At 59.8% G+C, this 18,549-nt stretch carries 18 protein-coding genes; 4 read left to right on the forward strand and 14 right to left on the reverse strand.

The window, feature by feature from the left end; genetic code table 11:
• Positions 1 to 103: 103 nt before the first annotated feature.
• The 6 genes from ACA051_RS09550 to ACA051_RS09575 all read right to left on the reverse strand — a co-directional run bounded on the left by ACA051_RS09550 (position 104) and on the right by ACA051_RS09575 (position 5,452).
• Positions 104 to 757, reverse strand: coding sequence for an HAD family hydrolase (locus tag ACA051_RS09550; protein WP_497309376.1), 654 nt, complete (start codon positions 755 to 757; stop codon positions 104 to 106).
• A 34-nt stretch (positions 758 to 791) separates the two neighbouring features.
• Positions 792 to 1,781, reverse strand: coding sequence for an ABC transporter ATP-binding protein (locus ACA051_RS09555; RefSeq protein WP_497309378.1), 990 nt, complete (start codon positions 1,779 to 1,781; stop codon positions 792 to 794).
• A complete protein-coding gene (locus tag ACA051_RS09560) occupies positions 1,778 to 2,578 on the reverse strand; it encodes an ABC transporter permease (protein ID WP_403100910.1) in 801 nt (266 codons plus the stop codon). Before ACA051_RS09560 ends, ACA051_RS09555 begins: the two co-directional genes overlap by 4 nt.
• The gene (locus ACA051_RS09565) at positions 2,565 to 3,401 is read right to left on the reverse strand and encodes an ABC transporter permease (RefSeq protein ID WP_497375531.1); all 837 of its coding nucleotides are present in this window, start codon (positions 3,399 to 3,401) and stop codon (positions 2,565 to 2,567) included. The genes ACA051_RS09560 and ACA051_RS09565 overlap by 14 nt, the downstream gene beginning before the upstream one ends.
• A gap of 5 nt (positions 3,402 to 3,406) precedes the next feature.
• The gene (locus ACA051_RS09570) at positions 3,407 to 4,213 is read right to left on the reverse strand and encodes an alkaline phosphatase family protein (RefSeq protein ID WP_497309381.1); all 807 of its coding nucleotides are present in this window, start codon (positions 4,211 to 4,213) and stop codon (positions 3,407 to 3,409) included.
• A gap of 174 nt (positions 4,214 to 4,387) precedes the next feature.
• Positions 4,388 to 5,452: an ABC transporter substrate-binding protein gene (locus tag ACA051_RS09575; RefSeq protein ID WP_497374482.1), complete on the reverse strand. Its 1,065-nt coding sequence runs from the start codon at positions 5,450 to 5,452 to the stop codon at positions 4,388 to 4,390.
• 349 nt (positions 5,453 to 5,801) lie between these two features.
• Between ACA051_RS09575 and ACA051_RS09580 the strand changes: the two genes are divergently transcribed.
• A complete protein-coding gene (locus ACA051_RS09580) occupies positions 5,802 to 6,515 on the forward strand; it encodes a UTRA domain-containing protein (RefSeq protein ID WP_010456716.1) in 714 nt (237 codons plus the stop codon).
• 125 nt (positions 6,516 to 6,640) lie between these two features.
• Here the strand turns inward: ACA051_RS09580 and ACA051_RS09585 are convergent, their stop codons facing one another.
• Positions 6,641 to 8,809 (reverse strand): mechanosensitive ion channel family protein, encoded by a 2,169-nt coding sequence (locus ACA051_RS09585; RefSeq protein ID WP_497374484.1) that lies wholly within the window; start codon positions 8,807 to 8,809, stop codon positions 6,641 to 6,643.
• Between the two features lie 77 nt (positions 8,810 to 8,886).
• Positions 8,887 to 9,063, reverse strand: coding sequence for a hypothetical protein (locus tag ACA051_RS09590; RefSeq protein ID WP_178082289.1), 177 nt, complete (start codon positions 9,061 to 9,063; stop codon positions 8,887 to 8,889).
• A 361-nt stretch (positions 9,064 to 9,424) separates the two neighbouring features.
• Between ACA051_RS09590 and ACA051_RS09595 the strand changes: the two genes are divergently transcribed.
• Positions 9,425 to 10,756, forward strand: a complete 1,332-nt coding sequence (locus tag ACA051_RS09595) for an IS110 family RNA-guided transposase (RefSeq protein ID WP_497373144.1) — start codon at positions 9,425 to 9,427, stop codon at positions 10,754 to 10,756.
• A gap of 196 nt (positions 10,757 to 10,952) precedes the next feature.
• On the opposite strand, the gene ACA051_RS09600 is transcribed toward ACA051_RS09595, so the two are convergent.
• The 6 genes from ACA051_RS09600 to minC all read right to left on the reverse strand — a co-directional run bounded on the left by ACA051_RS09600 (position 10,953) and on the right by minC (position 16,284).
• On the reverse strand, positions 10,953 to 12,242 hold the full coding sequence (locus tag ACA051_RS09600) for a M18 family aminopeptidase (protein ID WP_027922480.1): 1,290 nt from the start codon (positions 12,240 to 12,242) through the stop codon (positions 10,953 to 10,955).
• A 76-nt stretch (positions 12,243 to 12,318) separates the two neighbouring features.
• The gene (locus ACA051_RS09605) at positions 12,319 to 13,425 is read right to left on the reverse strand and encodes a hypothetical protein (protein WP_497374486.1); all 1,107 of its coding nucleotides are present in this window, start codon (positions 13,423 to 13,425) and stop codon (positions 12,319 to 12,321) included.
• Positions 13,426 to 13,471: 46 nt separating this feature from the next.
• Positions 13,472 to 14,107 carry an RluA family pseudouridine synthase gene (locus tag ACA051_RS09610; protein ID WP_497309389.1) on the reverse strand — a complete coding sequence of 212 codons (636 nt, stop codon included), beginning with the start codon at positions 14,105 to 14,107 and terminating at the stop codon, positions 13,472 to 13,474.
• Between the two features lie 181 nt (positions 14,108 to 14,288).
• Entirely contained in the window at positions 14,289 to 14,543 is a 255-nt protein-coding gene (gene minE / locus ACA051_RS09615) for a cell division topological specificity factor MinE (RefSeq protein WP_007898843.1), read from the reverse strand.
• Positions 14,543 to 15,355, reverse strand: a complete 813-nt coding sequence (minD, locus tag ACA051_RS09620) for a septum site-determining protein MinD (RefSeq protein WP_090181772.1) — start codon at positions 15,353 to 15,355, stop codon at positions 14,543 to 14,545. The genes minE and minD overlap by 1 nt, the downstream gene beginning before the upstream one ends.
• 191 nt (positions 15,356 to 15,546) lie before the next feature.
• Positions 15,547 to 16,284 carry a septum site-determining protein MinC gene (gene minC, locus ACA051_RS09625; protein ID WP_010456696.1) on the reverse strand — a complete coding sequence of 246 codons (738 nt, stop codon included), beginning with the start codon at positions 16,282 to 16,284 and terminating at the stop codon, positions 15,547 to 15,549.
• 118 nt (positions 16,285 to 16,402) lie between these two features.
• Between minC and ACA051_RS09630 the strand changes: the two genes are divergently transcribed.
• Positions 16,403 to 17,335, forward strand: a complete 933-nt coding sequence (locus ACA051_RS09630) for a lipid A biosynthesis lauroyl acyltransferase (RefSeq protein ID WP_497374488.1) — start codon at positions 16,403 to 16,405, stop codon at positions 17,333 to 17,335.
• Between the two features lie 36 nt (positions 17,336 to 17,371).
• Positions 17,372 to 18,544, forward strand: a complete 1,173-nt coding sequence (locus tag ACA051_RS09635; RefSeq protein WP_497374490.1) for a patatin-like phospholipase family protein — start codon at positions 17,372 to 17,374, stop codon at positions 18,542 to 18,544.
• Positions 18,545 to 18,549 lie beyond the last annotated feature (5 nt).

Genomic DNA, 18,549 nt, shown 5'->3' on the forward strand with positions numbered 1-18,549 from the left:
GCGGGCGGCGATCCGACTTGCCCGCGAATGAGGCGACGCGGTTTACCAGTGAGACCGCGTTATCGTTCTTCGCGGGCGAGCCTCGCTCCTACAGGGGGATCGGTTACTTCCAGATATGGATTGGCCAGCCGGCTTTTTCGGCGTGCTCGAGCAGGACCGGATCCGGGTTTACCACGTGTGGGAAATCCACCTTCAATAGCAGCGGTAAATCGTTACGCGAGTCGGAATAGAAACTCGCGCCTTCCAGGTTTTCCTCTTCCGCATCCAGCCACTCCAGCAGCCGGGTGATCTTGCCTTCGCGGTAGGTCAGGGTGCCGACGGTGTGGCCGCTGTAAACGCCGTGCGCCACTTCCAGTTCGATGCCGAGAATCTCGTCGATGCCCAAACGGTCGGCAATCGGCCTGACCAAATGTGTGCCCGACGCCGAGATCACCAGAATCCGGTCGCCGGCCTTGCGATGGGCGGCGATGGCTTTGGTGGCGTCACTGAAAATGATCGGCTCGATGAAATCTTCCACCCAGGGCCCGACCAAATGGTCGACCTCTTCCGGTGTGCGGCCGATCATCGGCTCCAGGCTGAAGGTCATGTAGTCCTCCATCCGCAGCTTGCCGTGGCTGTAAGCGTCCATCAATTCGTTGTTCTGACGCATGAACGACTCGGGATCGACCCAGCCCAGGCGCCCCATTTGCTCGCTCCAGAGGGTGGCGCAGTCGCCGTGGATCAGGGTTTCGTCCAGATCAAAAATTGCCAGGGCCATCAGTGCAGTTCTCTCTTCGACATCAACAAAGGCATCAGGCTACCTCACACAGGGCAGTCGGATCGATGGAAAGTGCCAGGCGCTGACCATCGGGGTGCAGATCGGCCGCCGAGCGGTTCAGCACGTCCACCACCAATTCCACGCCCCGGGCTTCGATCCGATAACGAATCACGTTGCCCAGCAAGCTGTGGCTGCGCACTTGTGCGTCAAGCTCGCCATTGAGGCTCAGCTCGATGGCTTCCGGGCGAATCGCGATGCGATGGTTGATCGGCCGTTGCAGCAGTTTCGAGGCGTTGTCGGCGTCCAGCAAGTTGTAGTTGCCGATGAAGCCGGCGGCAAACACATCCACGGGCGCGGTGTAGAGGGTTTCGGCGTCGCCGCTCTGTACGATCTTTCCCTGATTCATCAGGAAAATCCGGTCAGACATGGTCAGCGCTTCTTCCTGATCGTGTGTGACGAAAATCGTGGTCAAGCCGAGTTCGCGCTGGATCTGACGGATCTGTTCGCGCAAGTGCTTGCGAATCCGCGCGTCGAGGGCTGACAGCGGTTCGTCCAGCAACAGCAGCCGTGGACGGGTGACCAGTGAGCGGGCGAGGGCTACGCGCTGGCATTGGCCGCCTGACAGTTGATGCGGATAACGGGCGGCGAAGTCATTGAGCTCAACCAGTTTCAACACTTCGGCGACACGCTTCTGGCTGTCGTCGGTATTGACCTTTTGCATGCGCAAACCAAAGGCGATGTTCTGCTCCACGGTCATGTTGGGGAACAGTGCATAACTCTGGAACACCATGCCGATTCCGCGTTTTTGTGGGCTCATCGGAACCAGATCGACGCCCTCCAGCAGAATCTTGCCGCCATCCACCGACGTCAGGCCGGCGATGCAACGCAACAGCGTGGACTTGCCGCAACCGGACGGGCCAAGGAGGGTGACGAATTCACCTTTCTGGATTTCGCAGTTGATGTCGCTGAACACCGTGGTGCCCGCGTAGTTTTTCTGAAGGTGTTGGACGCTGACATAACTCATTCGCTTTTGTCCTTGTTCAAGATATTGGCCGCCCAGGTCAGAACCAGCACAAAGAAGAAATAGGAGATCACCAGCGCACTGGTGAAGTGGCCGCTGCTGTTACGCATGTTGTTGAGGTAGACCTGCAGGGTTTCGTAGCGGGTGCCGACCAGGATGTTGGCGAACACGAATTCACCGAACAGGAACGAGAATGACAGCAGTAACGCCACCATCAAACCCTTGCGAAGGTTCGGCAGTACCACCAGGAACGCGGCTTGCCAGGTGCTGGCGCCGAGCAGTTGCGCGGCGTCCATCAGGTCGCGCAGGTTGATCGCTTGCAGGTTATTGGTGATCGCCCGGTACATGAACGGCAGCGCGATGGTGAAGTAGCAGCCGATCAGAATCCACGGTGTACCGACCATCGCAAACGGCCCGGAACCGTAGAGCTGCAACAGCCCCACCGAGGACACCACCGGCGGCACCGCGAAGGGCAGCAGGATCAGGATGTTCATCAGCGCATCGAGTTTGGGGAAGTGGTAATGCACCACGAACAGCAGCGGCAGAATCAGCACCACCGACAGAATCAACGCGCCGACGCAGACCAGCAGCGACTGCCCGAAGGCATGCAGGAAGCGCGGATCGCTCCACAGCTGGATGTACCACTTGAAGGTAAAGCCGCTGGGCAGAATGGTCGCCGACCAGCTGCTGGCGATCGAGTAAATCAACGTCCCGGCCAGCGGCAACAACAGAATGGCAAACAGCACGTACACCACCACCCGGTGATAGACACCGACGGGGCCCAGTTCAGCGCGAGACATGGTAGCTCCTCTTCAACAGCAGCTGATGCACGATGGTCACCAGGGTCATCAACGCCACGAGCACCACGGCCAGGGCGCTGGCCAGGTTCGGATCCAGGGAAATGTCGCCGGACACCATCGCCGCGATGCGGATCGGCAGCACGTTGAAGTTGCCGGTGGTCAGCGCGTAGACCGTGGCGTAGGCGCCAAGAGCGTTGGCCAGCAAGATCACGAAAGTGCCCAACAACGCAGGGGTCAGCACCGGCAAACCGATGTGGCGCCAGAATTGCCAGCCGCTGGCGCCAAGCAACTCGGCCGACTCACGCCAGTCTTCGCGCAAGGCGTCGAAAGCCGGGTAGAGCAGCAGCACGCCCAATGGAATCTGGAAGTAGGTGTAGAGAATGATCAGCCCGGTTTTCGAATACAGGTTGAAGTCCTGAATGATCCCAGCCTGCTTGAGCATGATGGTGAAGCTGCCGTTGAACCCCAGCAAAATGATGAACGCGAAGGCCAGCGGCACGCCGGCGAAGTTGCTGGTCATGTTGGCGAAGGCGTTGACGAAGTTGCGCAGTTTCGAGTCAACCCGGCGCAGGGAATAGGCGCCGAGCACCGCGATGATGATGCCGAATACGCTGGACCAGAAACTGATCTCGAGGCTGTACTGGATCGCCTGCAAATAGAATTTCGAATTGAAGATTTTGCTGAAGTTGGCCAGGCCCCAACCGAACTCTTCCGATGGCAGGCTGTTGATCATTACCCAGACCAGCGGCGCGATCTCGAACACGATAAAAAACAAAGCGAAAGGTACCAGGCACAAGGCGGCCAGCCATTTACCACGGTTCATGGCGTTCACTTGAGCAGCTCCCGGCAGACAGGTTTGTCGTGGGCCACGCCCAGCAGTTCGCAGACCGTGCCGCAGATGTCCGTCTGTTTTGGCGCGGCGCTGGTGTTGAAGCTGAAGGCATCGCCCAGAACAAACAGCGGTACTTCGCGTTCTTCCGGCAGCAGGCCGTTGTGCGAGCGGTCGTTGTTCATGCCGTGGTCAGCGGTCACCAGCACCTGATAACCGGCGTCAAGCCAGGTTTGCAGGTAGTCGGCCAGAATAATGTCCACCGAGCGGGCGCTGTTGCGGTATTGCGGGGTGTCGAGGCCGTGCTTGTGCCCGGCGTCGTCGATGTTCATGGGGTGGATCAACAAAAAGTTGGGCGCATGGCGTAGACGCAGGTTTTCGGCGTCGGCGAACAGGTGCGAATCCGGGTAGTGATCGTTCCAGTAGAAGTGACCGTGCTGGATCGGCAGGTCGGGGCTGTCGGTGTGACGATCCCGGGCGGCCACGAACGGCGAGCGGTTATACAACTCGCTGACCCAGTGATAGGCCGCGGCTGCAGTCGTCAGGCCAGCATCCGTGGCGTAGTGATAAATGCTGCGCTGGTTGGACAGGCGCGAAACGTTGTTGTGGACGATGCCGCTTTCGATGGGCGGGACGCCGGTGAGGATACATTCGTAAAGCGGTCGGGACAGGGCCGGCAGTTCGCACTCCAGTTTGTAGAGTGCCGCGCGTCCTGCGCCGACGTAAGCCTGCAGGTGCCCCAAGGCGTGGCGCGCGACTTCATAGTTGAGGCCGTCGAGCACGACAAGGATGACGTTGTGCTTCATAGGGGCGGGACTCCGTGAAACAGATATTCGAAAAACTTAAACTTCACACGGTCCAGTGTGGGAGCGGGCTTGCTCGCGAAGGCGGCCTGTCAGTCAACACATGTGTTGAATGTGAAACCGCCTTCGCGAGCAAGCCCGCTCCCACATTGGTTCTCCAGTGTTTGTGCTACAGCATTACTTCATCTCGACGAGGACTTCTTCGTTCCACTTCTGAGGCAGGGCCTTGGAAGTCTTTTCCCACGCATCCGCGTCTTTGATCGGCGTGACCTTTTTGTACTGCTCGTTAGGCAGCAGCTTGGCCTGGACGTCGGCCGGCAGCTTGATGTGATCGGCGCGGATTGGACGGGCATTGCCTTTCGCCAGGTTGATCTGACCGGCATCGCTGAAGATGTATTCGCGGGTCAGCTTGGCGGCGTTCGGGTTCTTCGCGTATTTGTTGATGATGGTGGTGTAACCGGAAATCACCGAGCCGTCGGAGGGGATCAGCACCACGTAATCGTCCGGGTTCGCCATCTTGGCTTTGTAGCTCAGGCCGTTGAAGTCCCAGACCACGCCGACTTCGATTTCACCCTTTTCCATCGTGGCGATGGTCGGGTTGGCCATGGACAGGCGGCCCTGCTTGGCGATATCTGCGAACAGCAACAGCGCTGGCTGCAGGTTCTTCTCGTCGCCACCGTTGGCCAGTGCCGCAGCCAGTACACCGTTGGCGGCCTGGGCGGCGGTGCTCACGTCACCGATGGACACCTTGTATTTACCGGTTTTCAGATCCGCCCACTTGGTCGGAGCTTCGGAGCCGTGCAACAGCTTCTTGTTGATGATGAACGCGATGGTGCCGGTGTACGCCAGCGCCCAGTTGCCGTCCTTGTCTTTGGCCCAGTCCGGGACCTGGTCCCAGGTGCTTGGCTTGTAGGGTTGCACCACGCCTTGTTTGACCGCGATCGGGCCGAAGGCTGCGCCGACATCGCCGATGTCGGCGCTGGCATTGTCTTTCTCGGCGGCAAACTTGGCGATTTCCTGCGCCGAACTCATGTCGGTGTCGATATGTTTCAGGCCGTAAGTCTTGGCCAGGTCTTCCCAGGTGCCTTTCCAGTTGGCCCAGTCATCGGGCATGCCGACGCTGTTGACCGCGCCTTCCGCTTTCGCAGCGGCTTCCAGGGTTTTCAAATCATCAGCGGCCATGACGGCGGTGCACATGGCAATGGTCGAGCCTAACAGTGATGCCAGGAAAAGCTTTTTCATCCGAAGCTCCTTTGGGCGTTTTCAACGCTGCGATTGCGGTTGTGTTGGTCTAGGTCAGCAATACCTGAGCCAATTTAGGCGCCGCTGATGACATTTTGATGTCGACGATCGGTAGGCCTCTATTTTTTACGCGGTGATGCTCAGGCTTCCGAGTAAGCGTAGACCATGGCTAAAGGGCTGATACGAAAGGACTTGGCCGTGATTTTGCAGGCGTCTGGTGCAACCGTTCGGCGGCTTTGTCATCTGCCAGTCACAAGCAGTGCCTAGGCTTGCAGGGAGTTGATGGAGCCGGTTTGAATCACGGTTCTGCCCCGAAACAGTGCTGGTCTAGTCCAGATAGGTAACGTTGATGCGCATCGAGACAACCAAAGCGGTGACAGCCATCGGGCAGGTTCTGCAAGAACAGCTCGACCATGGTCTGTTGGCGCCCGGGAGCAAACTGCCGGCCGAGCGCAAGCTCAGTGAGTTGTTCGGTACCACGCGTATCACCGTGCGTGAAGCCTTGTTGCAACTGGAAGCCCAAGGGCAGATTTATCGGGAGGAGCGCCGTGGCTGGTTTGTCTCGCCACCGCGCCTTGCTTACAACCTGATGCAACGCAGTCACTTTCACGCGATGGTCAGTGCGCAGGGGCGGGTGCCGTCGACCGAGGTGATTTCGGCGCGGTTGCAACCGGCGTCGGCCGCGGTGTGCGCGTGGTTGCAGTTGCCGGCGTTGTCCAGCGTGATTCAGATCTGCCGGGCGCGGCGCATTGATGAGCGGCTGGTGCTGTACGTGGAGCACTACCTGAATCCGCAGTACTTTCCGGGGATTCTGGATTTCGATCTGAATCAGTCGATCACCGAGCTGTACGCCAGGCATTACGACTTGCATTACGGGCGGGTGCGGTTCGAGATCGTGCCGACCGCGTTGTCGGTGGATGCGGCGGCAGCGTTACGGGTGTCGGTGGGGAGCCCGGGATTGCGGATCGCCCGGGTCAACTACGATCAGCATGAGCGGCTGATCGATTGTGACCTGGAGTTTTGGCGGCATGATGCGATTCATGTGGGCGTTGATGTGGTTTAGTCAGCGTGGTTTAACTGGAGTATCGCGTCGACCCCTTCGCGAGCAAGCCCGCTCCCACATTGGAATGGATTTCAAATGTGGGAGCGGGCTTGCTCGCGAAGGGGCCCTGACAGCCACCCTATGAATCAAGTAGCAGACACATCCTTCTGCGGCCCACCTCCGGCTGTAATCACCTGGACACTCATCCGCGGCGTCGCCAGATCCATCCCCGCCTCATCCAGATGCCGCTTCAGCGACAGATTGAACGCCCGTGAAACCTCCCACTGCTTGATCGGCGCAGTCTTGAACCGGGCCCGAAGAATCGCATTACCCGACTCGAAACTCTCGACCCCCTGAATCTCCAGCGGCGACCAGATATTGCGCCGTTGCAGTGGGTCGGTGCGCATTTTCTGGCCAACTTCGCGCATCAGTTTGATCGCCTCGTCGATGTCCATGCTGGCGGGCACCGCCACCCGGAAGATCGCGTAGCCGAATTCCCGGGAGTAGTTCTTGATGCTTTTGATTTCGCTGAACGGAATGGTGTGCACGATGCCGTCGATGTCCCGCAGGCGAACGGTACGAATGGTCAGGCCTTCGACGGTACCGAGGTGGCCGCCGACGTCCACGTAGTCGTCGATGGCCAGGGAGTCTTCGATGATGATGAACAGGCCGGTGATCAAGTCCGCAACCAGCGACTGCGCACCGAAACCGATGGCCAGGCCGATCACGCCGGCACCGGCCAGCAGTGGCGTGACGTTCATGCCCATGTTCGCCAGCGCGACGATCAACGCAATGATGAAGATCGCCACGAACAGCACGTTGCGAATCAGCGGCATCATCGTCTGTGCGCGGGCGTTGGCCAGGCCTTTGCGCGAGCGGGTGAGGGCGTGGTGCACGGCGGTGTCGCTGAGGATCCAGATCAGCCAGGCAAAAATCAGCGTACCGGCGAGGCTGAACAGTTTGACGCTGACTTCATGGCCTTCGCCTTCTGTGAAGGCAATCAACGACATGCCCCAGACCCGCAGGCCCAGTTCGATGAAGACCAGCCAGACCAGGAGATGGGCGAGGGTGTAGAAGAAACTTTTCAGGCGTTCCGAATACAGCGCATGACGCTTCACACCCCGTTGCGGTTTCAGCGAATGACGGCGAACCAGGCCGTTGATGACCATGCACAACACCAGCAGCACGGTGCAGATCAGCGCCTGGCGCAGTGCGGTGCTGGTGTCGCCGGCCGAGACGAAGGTGGCGAACAGCGAGATGGCCACCAACACCAATGCGGGCACGTACCAGAAGGTGCCGAGAATATCGATGGTGTCGCTGAGCGCGCGGCGCGTCAGGCGTCGGGACAACGGCTGGTTACGGATCAGGTGCGCGATCGGCCGGCGGAAGCGCAGGATGAACAACCCAGTGGACAGCGCGGCCAGCACGTTGGCTATGGTCGCGGCGGTGTGGGCCAGGTGGCTGCCGAGGCCGGCGACCAGGCGCGGATCGCTCAACGCTTCACCGAACGCGGTGAAACTGCCGATCAGCCACAACGGCCGAAAGGCTTGATGTCGCAGGATGTACAAAGCCCGGTGGCGATGCGGGCCGTCGAGCACGGAAAACGCGATCACGCAGATCGCCGAGAAACACGTGCCCACCACCAGCGCGTAGGCCAGCACCATGGCCAGGCTTTTGCCCAGTGACGAGGGCAGGGCGTAGCTCATGTAGACCGTCATGACCAAGGCAATCAGCCACGGCCCGAGTTTGCGCAGGGCGAAGCGCAACATGTCGAGGGCCTTGGGGTGTTGCGGCAGTTCTTCGGTCAGGCCGAAGCGCATGCGCACTCGGTGACTGACCCAGATCAGCGCTGCGGCCAGCAGGCTCCAGACCATCAGAATCATGGCGAAGGCAAAGATGATCGGCAGCCACTCGTTGGCTGGCAGCATCAGTGCCGTCAGTTCGTCTTTGGCCAGGTCAAACTCTTCGGACCAGCGCGTAAGGGGACTGTCGGCCCCGGAAAACTGTTTTTCGAAGGTGGCCAGTGTGCCGCCGATCAGGCCGAGTACGCCTTCTTCGGCGGCCGGCTGAGCCTTTTTGGTGACGTCGCGCAGCTTCTTCAGGTCCGCCAGCAGTTTGGTCCGCTGCTGATCATTCTCCAGCGACTTGATGACTTCATCCAGCGATTGGCCCAGCGGCTCTTGCGCTTCTGGCTGGGCCTTGGCCGAACTGTTGAGCAAGCCCGGCAAACCGACCGCCTGGGCAGGCGCCATCGGCAGCAGCGTCATCAGACAGACAAGGAAAAAACACGGCAGAGCGAAAAGACGAGCGAACACTAGGCGGTCAACCTCGGGATGAACAGATCGGCCGAGTGTACGAGCCCGTCAAAATCAATGCGAGCCAGGGGGAGGATTTATTCGTTGAGTTTGGCGAGGATCTTGAAAACCACGGTGGCGAGGATCGTCAGCATGCCAATCCACATGGCGAACACACCGGCGTTTTTGTCGCGGAAGTTGAAGCCGATGGCCAGCATGATCATCCCGGCAAGAATGGGGATCAGCATGGCGTGGAATGAAGACATCGAGATCATGGGTGACTGCCTTGTCGGAGAGGATATTTGAAGTCTAGGTGGCTTTTGGGCGACCGGTGGTGATGTGAGTCACATCTGATTCAGGGATGCGGCGCGATCCTTGTGGCGAGGGAGGCCCCGCGCCGTCTTCGACGCCGCGCTGTCGCGCAGCAAACAGGTTCATCGTAAAGTTTGAAGAACGCGCGCGGGGCAAAGGCCGTAACCAGCACTGGTGTGACAGCACCCGAGAGGGAGAGTGGCCTGCACGGTATCGGCGTGGAGTCGCTGACGGCATGGCGTAAGCCATGACCTCGTATAAGAGAGTGAATCCGTTCGCCACCGTGTACCCCGCGCGCGTCGTTCAATCCTGCGAGGAATTGTCATGGCGCGCAAGAACCAGAAGCGTTTTGAGATTATCCATCATCACTGTGCCGGCATTGATGTCGGCCTTCGCGAACACTGGGTCGCCGTGGATTCAGGGCGATGTGATCCGCCTGTTCGTCAATTCTCCACCTTCACCGACGACTTGATTGCTTTGGCCGACTGGCTCCAGTCACTGAACATCAACGTGGTGGCCATGGAGGCGACGGGGGTCTACTGGATCCCCCTTTTCGAAGTGCTGGATGCACGCGGATTCGAGGTTTACCTCGTCAACTCGCGCGCCACCCGGCAGACCTCAGGTCGCAAGTCCGATGTGCTCGACTGCCAGTGGATTTGGCAGCTCATGACCCATGGCCTGCTCAGCGGTGCGTTTCGCCCTTCGGATGAAATCTGCTCAATGCGCTCTCTGGTCCGTCAGCGAGCCAATAAAGTCTGCGATCAAGCCAAGTCCATCAATCGCATGCAAAAAGCCTTGAGCCAGATGAACATCCAGCTGGCCCAAGTCATCAGCGATATCACCGGGGTGACGGGCCTGAAGATTTTGCGGGCTATTGTCGGCGGCGAGCGTAACCCTGAACAACTCGCAACGATGAAAGACGGGCGCATCAAGGCAGATCAGGCGACCATTGCCCGCAGTTTGCATGGCAACTGGCGAGCCGAGCACTTGCATGCTCTGAGTCAGGAATTGGCCTGCCATGACTTTCTGGAAACCCAGATCGCCGAGTGTGACCGGGCCATCGCCCAGGCACTTGAGCGACTACCGGTTCTTGAGCATGAACCAGTGGCACCCGGCAAGCCGCTGCGCAGCCCGCACCGCTCGACCGACCAACAGCAAGCGTTGCACCGGGCATTGAACAAGGTAATGGGTGTGGACCTGACGGCTATCCCCACCATCGGGATTGATACGGCGCTGGTATTAGCCAGTGAATTGGGGCCGGATTTGTCACGTTTTCCCACCTCTCAGCACTTTTGCTCCTGGCTGGGCGTGGCACCGCCTACGCGGATATCAGGAGGTAAACCGCTTCCAGGGAAAGCACCGAAAATCATTAATCGAGCAGCTCAAGCGCTTAAGCAAGCGGCTTCCAATGGGCGACAGGACAAAAGTTTCATCGGCGCCAGCCACCGCGCCCGCCTGACGCGGATGGACACCAGTTGCGCGATCAAAGCCACCGCACACCAATTGGCGCGGCTGATCTACGCCATGCTGACGAAGGGGCAGCCCTATGTTGAGAAGGGAATTGAAGAGTTTGAAGAAAAAAGCCGCAGCCGACAGCTGCGCGCTCTGGAGCGAAAAGCACGCAAGCTAGGCATGCAACTGGTCAAAGCAGCATGATTTTTCAAGAGCAAAAACAATGGGTTATTTTTTGTTTGATAAGAGCTTGCTCCCGCTGGGCTGCGAAGCAGCCCCAAACCGAGCAATCGCGATCCTTCAGGCAGACCGCATTCACTGGTTTTGCGACTGCTGCGCAGTCGAGCGGGAGCAAGCTCCCTCGCCACAGATAGCATTCCAGCCATTCATTGGCGCGTAATTACGGCAATTCCTGACAGGCGTAGAACGCGCTCAACACTTTGACCAGGTGGGCCAGGTCGTGGCTGCCGCACAGTTCACGGATCGAGTGCATGGCGAACGTCGGCAGGCCGATGTCCACGGTGCGCACGCCCAGATGGCTGGCGGTAATCGGGCCGATGGTCGAGCCGCAGCCCATGTCGCTGCGCACCACGAAGCTTTGCACCGGCACTTCTTCGGCCATGCACAGATGGCGGAAGAACCCGGCGGTTTCGCTGTTGGTGGCGTAGCGCTGGTTGCTGTTGACCTTGATTACCGGGCCGGCGTTGAGTTTCGGGCCGTGGTTGGCGTCGTGCTTTTCCGCATAGTTGGGGTGCACGCCGTGGGCGTTGTCGGCCGAGACCAGCAAGGACTTCTGAATGGTGCGCACGAATTCGTCGCCTTCAGGCAGCAGGCGACGCAAGGTTTGCTCAAGCATCGGACCATCGGCGCCGCACGCCGAGCAGGAACCGACTTCTTCGTGGTCGTTGCACACCAGCACGCAGGTTTCGTCGGTTTCAGCGGTCAGCAAGGCTTGCAGGCCGGCATAGCACGACAGCAAGTTGTCCAGGCGCGCGCCCGCGATGAAGTCGCCATGCAGACCGATAATGGCGGCGCTCTGCGTGTCGTAGAAGCTCAGCTCGTAGTCGAGCACCACGTCCGCATTCAGGCCATGTTCCAGCGCCAGCTGATTGGTGAGCACGGCGCGGAAGTCCACGCGCTCATCACCGGCAAATTGCGCGAGGATCGGTGGCAGTTCGGTCTGGGCATTGATGGCCCAACCCATATTGGCTTCACGATTGAGGTGAATGGCCAGGTTCGGGATGGTGGCGATCGGCGCCTTGAAGTCGATCAACTGGCTCTCGACCTTGCCGTCGCGGCGGAACGTCACGCGCCCGGCCAGGGACAAGTCGCGGTCGAACCACGGGGCCAACAATGCACCGCCGTAAACTTCGACGCCCAGCTGCCAGAAGCCCTGACGCTGCAGTTCCGGCTGGGGTTTGACCCGTAGGCACGGGCTGTCGGTATGGGCGCCAACCAGGCGAATGCCGCCATGCAGCGGCGAATGGCGTCCCATCTTGATGGCGACGATCGACGAGTCGTTACGAGTGACGTAGTAACGACCGTTGGCTTCGGTGGTCCAGGGCTCGCGCTCGTCAAGGCGCACAAAACCCGCCGCTTCCAGACGCTGAACAAGGCTGGCAGTGGCATGGAACGGGGTAGGGGAGGCCTTGAGGAAGTCGATCAGGCCTTGGTTCAACTCTTCGCGCATAAGAAGCTCCAGACAGCAGTGGGCGGGAGTTTAACGTATTGGCCGGGGCCTTTGGGCATGACGTGAACCGGTCACGTCAGTTGGCAGCCGCTACCCGCTTTTTCAGGTACTGCATGATAATCCGCTCATCTTTAGGCTTTTCAGGCTTGGGCAGTTGTTGGGGCCAGCCGTTCTGGTGAGTCTCCAGCAGCTGTTTCTGACGAGTCGGGTCCCAACGAAGGATCTCCCGCGAGGCACATTCCCACCATTCGTGTCGGCATGCCTTGTAGTACGGGTGATCAGGCGCTGCGCTGCCGTAGAGCAGATCGCGACCAACCTTGCGCAGTGCGCCGCTCTGGTTGCGCAGCTTCCATTTGATTTTCAGCCGCTGCCAGGCCGATGGGAAGGGTTTGACCCGTGGCACGTCCCGGCACAGTTCGACCAGCTCAGGGCTGAACCGCTCGCCATGCTGAGAGAAGAAATACGCCTGCATCGCATGGAAAAAGCGTTTTTCCGCGAAGTAGTGATAGATGTATTTTTTCGCCTCCTGAATCGGTTTGTCGCGCATCGCGAATGACAGGGCGATCTGTTCGATGGTGTGGATGTCGAAGCCGTCCCGGGTCCATTCATCGATGAGCTTGATCGACTCCTCGAACAGGGCGCTGTCGCGGTCGGTGACGCCGCACAATCCGCTGTTGTACAGCTTGAAACCGTTGTCGGCCGTGATGCCGTGAGCGTGCAGGCAACCGCCGAGCTTCACATACTCGGGGTGTTCACACACGTCCTGCCAGTTGTACTCGAAGCGATCCATCACATAGTGCTGCGGCTGGATCTGTTTGAAGACCAGGTTCGGGTCGCTGGTGAACAGCGTGTCGGTGTCGACGAACAGGGTTTTTTCCGCAAACTTTAGACCGGCGGCAATCGCGCAGGCCTTGCGACGATGGTGATAGCCGTTTTCGCCTTGCCACAGGGTCAGGGTTTCCTGGGTCAGCGTGACCGTTTCGACCGGCCAGCCGGCGTAGTCCTGAGGGCGATCCGTGAGGATTCGGATGCTCGGGAGCTTACCGTTCTTCGCATGTGACAGCGCGGTCAAAATACTGAACTTGGCTTCGCGCCGGTAAACCTCCTGGTTCCCGTAGACCAGGTAGAGCAGTTGGTGTCGGGTTTTCTTGACGGGTGTTGCCTGGGGATCGGTACAACGCATCCAGATGGGTATCCTTTCAAAACGGGCGACTGAGTGTCGGCAGTGCTTAAAACGGCGCCGGGCATTCGAAACGCAAGCGTTCGCCCGTCTGAGGATGGGTGAAGCTGAGCATGCTGGCGTGCAGGCACAGGCGTGGCCAGGCAGCCAGGGCCTGTTCGTGGGCGTAGAGACCGTCGCCCAGCAGCGGGTGGCCGATGGAAAGCATGTGCACGCGCAACTGATGGGACCGGCCGGTGATCGGCGTCAGTTCGACGCGGCACCAGTCGCCACAACGTTCCAGTACTCGCCAGAAGGTCAGGGCGTGTTTGCCGAACTCGTGGTCCACCACATGGCGTGGCTTGGTCGGCGGATCGTAGCGCAAGGGCAGGTCGATGCTGCCGCTGTCCAGTTCCGGTTGTCCCCAGCACAGGGCGGTGTAGGCTTTTTCGGTTTCGCGGTCGTGAAATTGCCGAGACAACTCGCGATGAGTGTCCGGGTCACGGGCCAACAGAATGATGCCGGACGTTTCCCAGTCCAGGCGATGGACGATTCGCGCTTCCGGGTAGCCGTTTTCTTGCAGGCGTGTGATCAGGCAGTCCTTGTTGTCATCGGCCCGGCCGGGGACAGAGAGCAGCAGGGTCGGTTTATCCACCACCAGTACTGCGGAGTCCTGATGGATGATGCGGATGTTGGACAACGGCATTAAAACAGCCTCGTAACAAACGCCAACGGCGACTCAGGCCCCGCACTCTGTGGGAGCGAAGCTTGCTCGCGAATGCGTCACCTCGGTCTATCAGATACACCGAGTTGCCTGTGTTCGCGAGCAAGCTTCGCTCCTACGGAGTGCGTAAAAGCCTGAGCCGCCGTGGCTCCCGCTGGATCGACTAGCGATCCGGCAGGGTGATATTGAGTTCCAGAATCGAGCAGCTGCCCTGGTTTTCCAGCGCGACGTGCACGTCGTCGGACCCGATATTGACGTACTTGCGGATCACTTCCACCAGTTCCTTCTGCAAGGCTGGCAAGTAGTCAGGCGTACTGCGCTGGCCGCGTTCATGCGCCACGATGATCTGTAGACGCTCTTTCGCTACCGACGCGGTGCTGACCTTTTTGCTGGCACGAAAGAAGTCAAAAAGATTCATTATCTACCTCCAAACAGGCGCTCGAAGAAGCCCTTCTTCGTCACATCGAGAAAACGATGTTCCACGGTTTTGCCCAGCAGACGGTCGACCGCATCGCTGTACGCCTGACCGGCGTCACTCTGGTCGTCGAGAATCACGGGCACGCCCGAGTTGGAAGCCTTGAGTACCGCTTGGGATTCCGGAATGACACCCAACAGGGCGACCGCCAGGATTTCCTTGACGTCTTCGACGCCGAGCATTTCGCCATCGCTGACGCGTTGAGGGTTGTAGCGGGTCAGCAGCAGGTGTTCCTTGATCGGCTCTTCACCGTTCTCGGCACGACGGGATTTGCTGGCCAGCAGGCCCAGCATGCGGTCTGAGTCACGTACCGAGGACACTTCCGGGTTGGTCACGATAATCGCTTCATCAGCGAAGTACATGGCCAGGTGCGCGCCTTTCTCGATGCCGGCAGGGGAGTCGCAGACCACGTATTCGAAGTCTTCTTTCAGCGCCATCAGGACTTTTTCCACGCCTTCCACGGTCAGCGCGTCTTTGTCGCGGGTCTGACTGGCGGCCAGGACGTAGAGGTTTTCCAGGCGTTTGTCTTTGATCAGTGCTTGTTGCAGGTTGGCTTCGCCGTTGACCACGTTGACGAAGTCATACACCACGCGGCGTTCGCAACCCATGATCAGGTCAAGGTTACGCAAACCGACGTCGAAGTCGACGATAACTGTTTTGTGGCCACGCAGTGCGAGGCCGGTACCGATAGCGGCGCTGGTGGTGGTCTTACCCACACCACCCTTGCCGGATGTAACCACTAGAATCTTGGCCAAGGTGTTTCACCCCTAAGGAAAAAGGACTTTTAGCCCCTGAAAAACATCTCTTGAAAAACTACTGCAGTCGGACAGCCTTGGCTGGAATCCGGTCCAGAACAGCGGTAAACACTGTGTTTGGCCTTTTTCCTACTTCGTTTGAGCCGTTTTCGCTACGTTTTAGAGATGCTTGGAAAATGCGGCAGTATCCGTTAAAGCCGAATGATGTTCAACACGTCGCCTGACAGGCTGACTTGCACGCCCGCGCCCCATAAAGGGTCGCGACGCAAATCCTCGGAAACCTTGTAGTGGCCGGCGATGGAGACCAGTTCAGCGCTCATTTGCTGACAGAAAATCCTGGCTTTCGTGTCGCCTTTGACCCCGGCCAGCACGCGACCGCGCATCGGGCCGTATACATGGATGTTCCCATCGGCGAGAAGTTCCGCACCCGGGCTGACCGAGGAGATCACCACCAGATCGCAGCCCTGGGCATAAATTTGCTGGCCTCCGCGTACTGGCGACGTGATGATTTTCGTCGGTTTGATGGTTGGCTCGGGCGGTTTTTCCGGCTTTTTCTTCACCTGGCCTTCGAGCGGGTCGAGGGGGCGCTCACGGGCGCCGGACGGCGGCAGCACTGGCAAATCGACGGCGATGGCGGCGGCGATGTCTTCGATGCGGCTGGCACGGATTGCCAGAGTGCGCAGGCCATGCTGGCGGCACACGCGCATCAGTCCCGGCAGATCGACCGCGCCTTCGCTCGCCGGGAGTTTGTCCAGGGCCAGCACCAGCGGCGCATTGCTGAAGAAGTTAGGCGCCTGGGCGACCTTGGCGGCCAGTTGCCGATCAAGGTTCTCGAGGTCGTTGCGGGCCAGTTCCAGCACGGTTATGGCGAGCATGCTGCCCTTCAACTGGAACACGGGATCCTGGTCTTGCGGTTCGGTTTGGCTCATGGTCGGCATACAACGGCTTGTCACTAAAAGTGCCGAGACTTATAACGAGAACGCCCGCAAGCCGCAAGCCGGGTCGAACGATGTAGAATGCGCGGCCATTGTCTTTCCGGAACCTTTAATGGATCGCCCGCGTTTTCGAAAAACATTTCTTATGCCGCGTTTCTGGCCGCTGTGGTGTGGCTTGGGGCTGTTGTGGCTGATTGTTCAGTTGCCGTATCCGGCGTTGCTGTTTATCGGCCGCCTGCTGGGTGCCTTGATGTATCGGCTGGCCGGCGACCGACGGCGCATTGCCAAACGCAATCTGGAGCTGTGTTTCCCTGAAAAATCCGCCGACGAACGCAAGCGCTTGCTCAAGGAAAACTTCGCCTCTACCGGCATCGCCTTCTTTGAAATGGCCATGAGCTGGTGGTGGTCGCGTCAGCGTCTGGCGAAGCTGGCCCATGTCGAAGGCCTGGAGCATCTGAAAAAGGCCCAGCGCGAAGGCAAGGGCGTGATCCTGATGGCAGTGCATTTCACCACGCTGGAAATCGGCGCGGCGCTGTTGGGGCAGCAGCACACCATCGACGGCATGTACCGCGAGCACAAGAATCCTTTGTTCGACTACATCCAGCGCCTGGGGCGCGAGCGGCACAACGTCGACTCGCTGGCCGTGGAGCGTGACGACGTGCGCGGCATGCTCAAATTGCTGCGGGCCGGTCGGGCGATCTGGTACGCACCGGATCAGGACTACGGCGCCAAGCAAAGCATCTTTGTGCCGCTGTTCGGCATTCAGGCCGCGACCGTCACGGCCACCAGCAAGTTTGCCCGGCTGGGCAAGGCGCTGGTGGTGCCGTTCACCCAGGAGCGTCTGGCGGACGGCAGCGGCTATCGGTTGATGATCCATGCGCCGCTCGAGGGTTTCCCCGGTGAAACCGAAGAGGCTGATTGCATCCGTATCAATCAGTGGGTCGAAGGCGCCCTGCGTGAGCGCCCCGAGCAATACCTCTGGGCTCATCGGCGGTTCAAGAGCCGTCCACCGGGCGAGCCGAAGTTGTACAAAAAACGCGGCTGAGCCCCTGATCCCTTCTTTGCACCACGGAGCGTTGCGATGAGTCCTGCTGAACCGGTTACAGGGTTGATTCTTTCCGGCGGCGGGGCTCGGGCGGCGTATCAGGTGGGCGTGCTGGCGGCGATTGCCGAGTTGCTGCCGGTGGGCGCGGCGAATCCGTTTCCCGTGATCGTCGGCACCTCGGCCGGGGCAATCAACGCTGTCAGCCTGGCCAGTGGGGCGATGGACTTTCGTGGCGCGATCGAGCGTCTGACTGCGTTCTGGCAGGGCTTTCGCAGTCAACTGGTGCTGCGCAGCGACTGGCCGGGCGTGATCCACCAGGCCAGCCGCTTTGTCAGCCACAGTCTGCTCGGGATTGGCGCTCAGGTGCCGGTGGCGTTGCTCAACAGTTCGCCGCTGCGCGGCTTGCTCGACGACAGACTGCACATGAACGGCATCGCCGAGGCCATCGCCCAGAAGCAATTGCAGGCGGTGGCGGTCACGGCATTCGGTTACGAGTCCGGGCAGGCCGTCACGTTCTATCAGGGTGGCGGCACCATCGATGCCTGGTTGCGCCATCGGCGGATCGGCGTGCCCACGCAATTGACCGTCGATCACTTGCTGGCCAGTTCAGCGATTCCCTTGTTGTTCGCACCGGTGAAAATCGGCGAAGAGTATTTCGGCGATGGCGCGGTGCGCCAATCGGCACCGATCAGCCCGGCCCTGCACCTGGGCGCCAGCCGCGTGCTGGTAGTGGGCGTCAGCGGCAACCCGCGCGGCGTCGACCCGCAGCAGCCGCTGCAACGCGCCTACACCGGTCAGCAGCCGACCCTGGCGCAGATCGGCGGGCACATGCTCAACAGCACGTTCATTGACAGCCTGGAAAGTGACATTGAGTTGCTGCAGCGTCTGAATCAGTTCAGTCACTTGTTGCCCAATGGCACGCCGACACGCGCGTTGGGCGTGGCGCCAGTGGACGTGCTGGTGATTTCGCCGAGTCAGCCAATCGATGAGATTGCGGCGCGGCATCGGCAGGAATTGCCGGCGGCGTTGCGCCTGTTTCTGCGTGGGCCGGGGGCGACCAAGACGAGTGGGGCGGGGGTGCTGAGTTATCTGCTGTTCGAGGCGGGGTATTGCAGCGAATTGATTGATTTGGGGCGGCGGGATGCGTTGGCCAAGCGCGGGGAGTTGTGCCGGTTTCTTGGGTTGGCGGAGCCTGTTGTTCCAGCTTGAGATTG

The organism is Pseudomonas sp. LBUM1669 (genome assembly GCF_059695705.1).

Excerpts from the sequence above, each read along its gene's own strand:
- ACA051_RS09550 (WP_497309376.1), bottom strand. The coding sequence starts at position 757 with ATGGCCCTGGCAATTTTTGATCTGGACGAAACCCTGATCCACGGCGAC.
- ACA051_RS09555 (WP_497309378.1), bottom strand. The coding sequence starts at position 1,781 with ATGAGTTATGTCAGCGTCCAACACCTTCAGAAAAACTACGCGGGCACC.
- ACA051_RS09560 (WP_403100910.1), bottom strand. The coding sequence starts at position 2,578 with ATGTCTCGCGCTGAACTGGGCCCCGTCGGTGTCTATCACCGGGTGGTG.
- ACA051_RS09565 (WP_497375531.1), bottom strand. The coding sequence starts at position 3,401 with ATGAACCGTGGTAAATGGCTGGCCGCCTTGTGCCTGGTACCTTTCGCT.
- ACA051_RS09570 (WP_497309381.1), bottom strand. The coding sequence starts at position 4,213 with ATGAAGCACAACGTCATCCTTGTCGTGCTCGACGGCCTCAACTATGAA.
- ACA051_RS09575 (WP_497374482.1), bottom strand. The coding sequence starts at position 5,452 with ATGAAAAAGCTTTTCCTGGCATCACTGTTAGGCTCGACCATTGCCATG.
- ACA051_RS09580 (WP_010456716.1), top strand. The coding sequence starts at position 5,802 with ATGCGCATCGAGACAACCAAAGCGGTGACAGCCATCGGGCAGGTTCTG.
- ACA051_RS09590 (WP_178082289.1), bottom strand. The coding sequence starts at position 9,063 with ATGATCTCGATGTCTTCATTCCACGCCATGCTGATCCCCATTCTTGCC.
- ACA051_RS09595 (WP_497373144.1), top strand. The coding sequence starts at position 9,425 with ATGGCGCGCAAGAACCAGAAGCGTTTTGAGATTATCCATCATCACTGT.
- ACA051_RS09600 (WP_027922480.1), bottom strand. The coding sequence starts at position 12,242 with ATGCGCGAAGAGTTGAACCAAGGCCTGATCGACTTCCTCAAGGCCTCC.
- ACA051_RS09605 (WP_497374486.1), bottom strand. The coding sequence starts at position 13,425 with ATGCGTTGTACCGATCCCCAGGCAACACCCGTCAAGAAAACCCGACAC.
- ACA051_RS09610 (WP_497309389.1), bottom strand. The coding sequence starts at position 14,107 with ATGCCGTTGTCCAACATCCGCATCATCCATCAGGACTCCGCAGTACTG.
- minE (WP_007898843.1), bottom strand. The coding sequence starts at position 14,543 with ATGAATCTTTTTGACTTCTTTCGTGCCAGCAAAAAGGTCAGCACCGCG.
- minC (WP_010456696.1), bottom strand. The coding sequence starts at position 16,284 with ATGAGCCAAACCGAACCGCAAGACCAGGATCCCGTGTTCCAGTTGAAG.
- ACA051_RS09630 (WP_497374488.1), top strand. The coding sequence starts at position 16,403 with ATGGATCGCCCGCGTTTTCGAAAAACATTTCTTATGCCGCGTTTCTGG.
- ACA051_RS09635 (WP_497374490.1), top strand. The coding sequence starts at position 17,372 with ATGAGTCCTGCTGAACCGGTTACAGGGTTGATTCTTTCCGGCGGCGGG.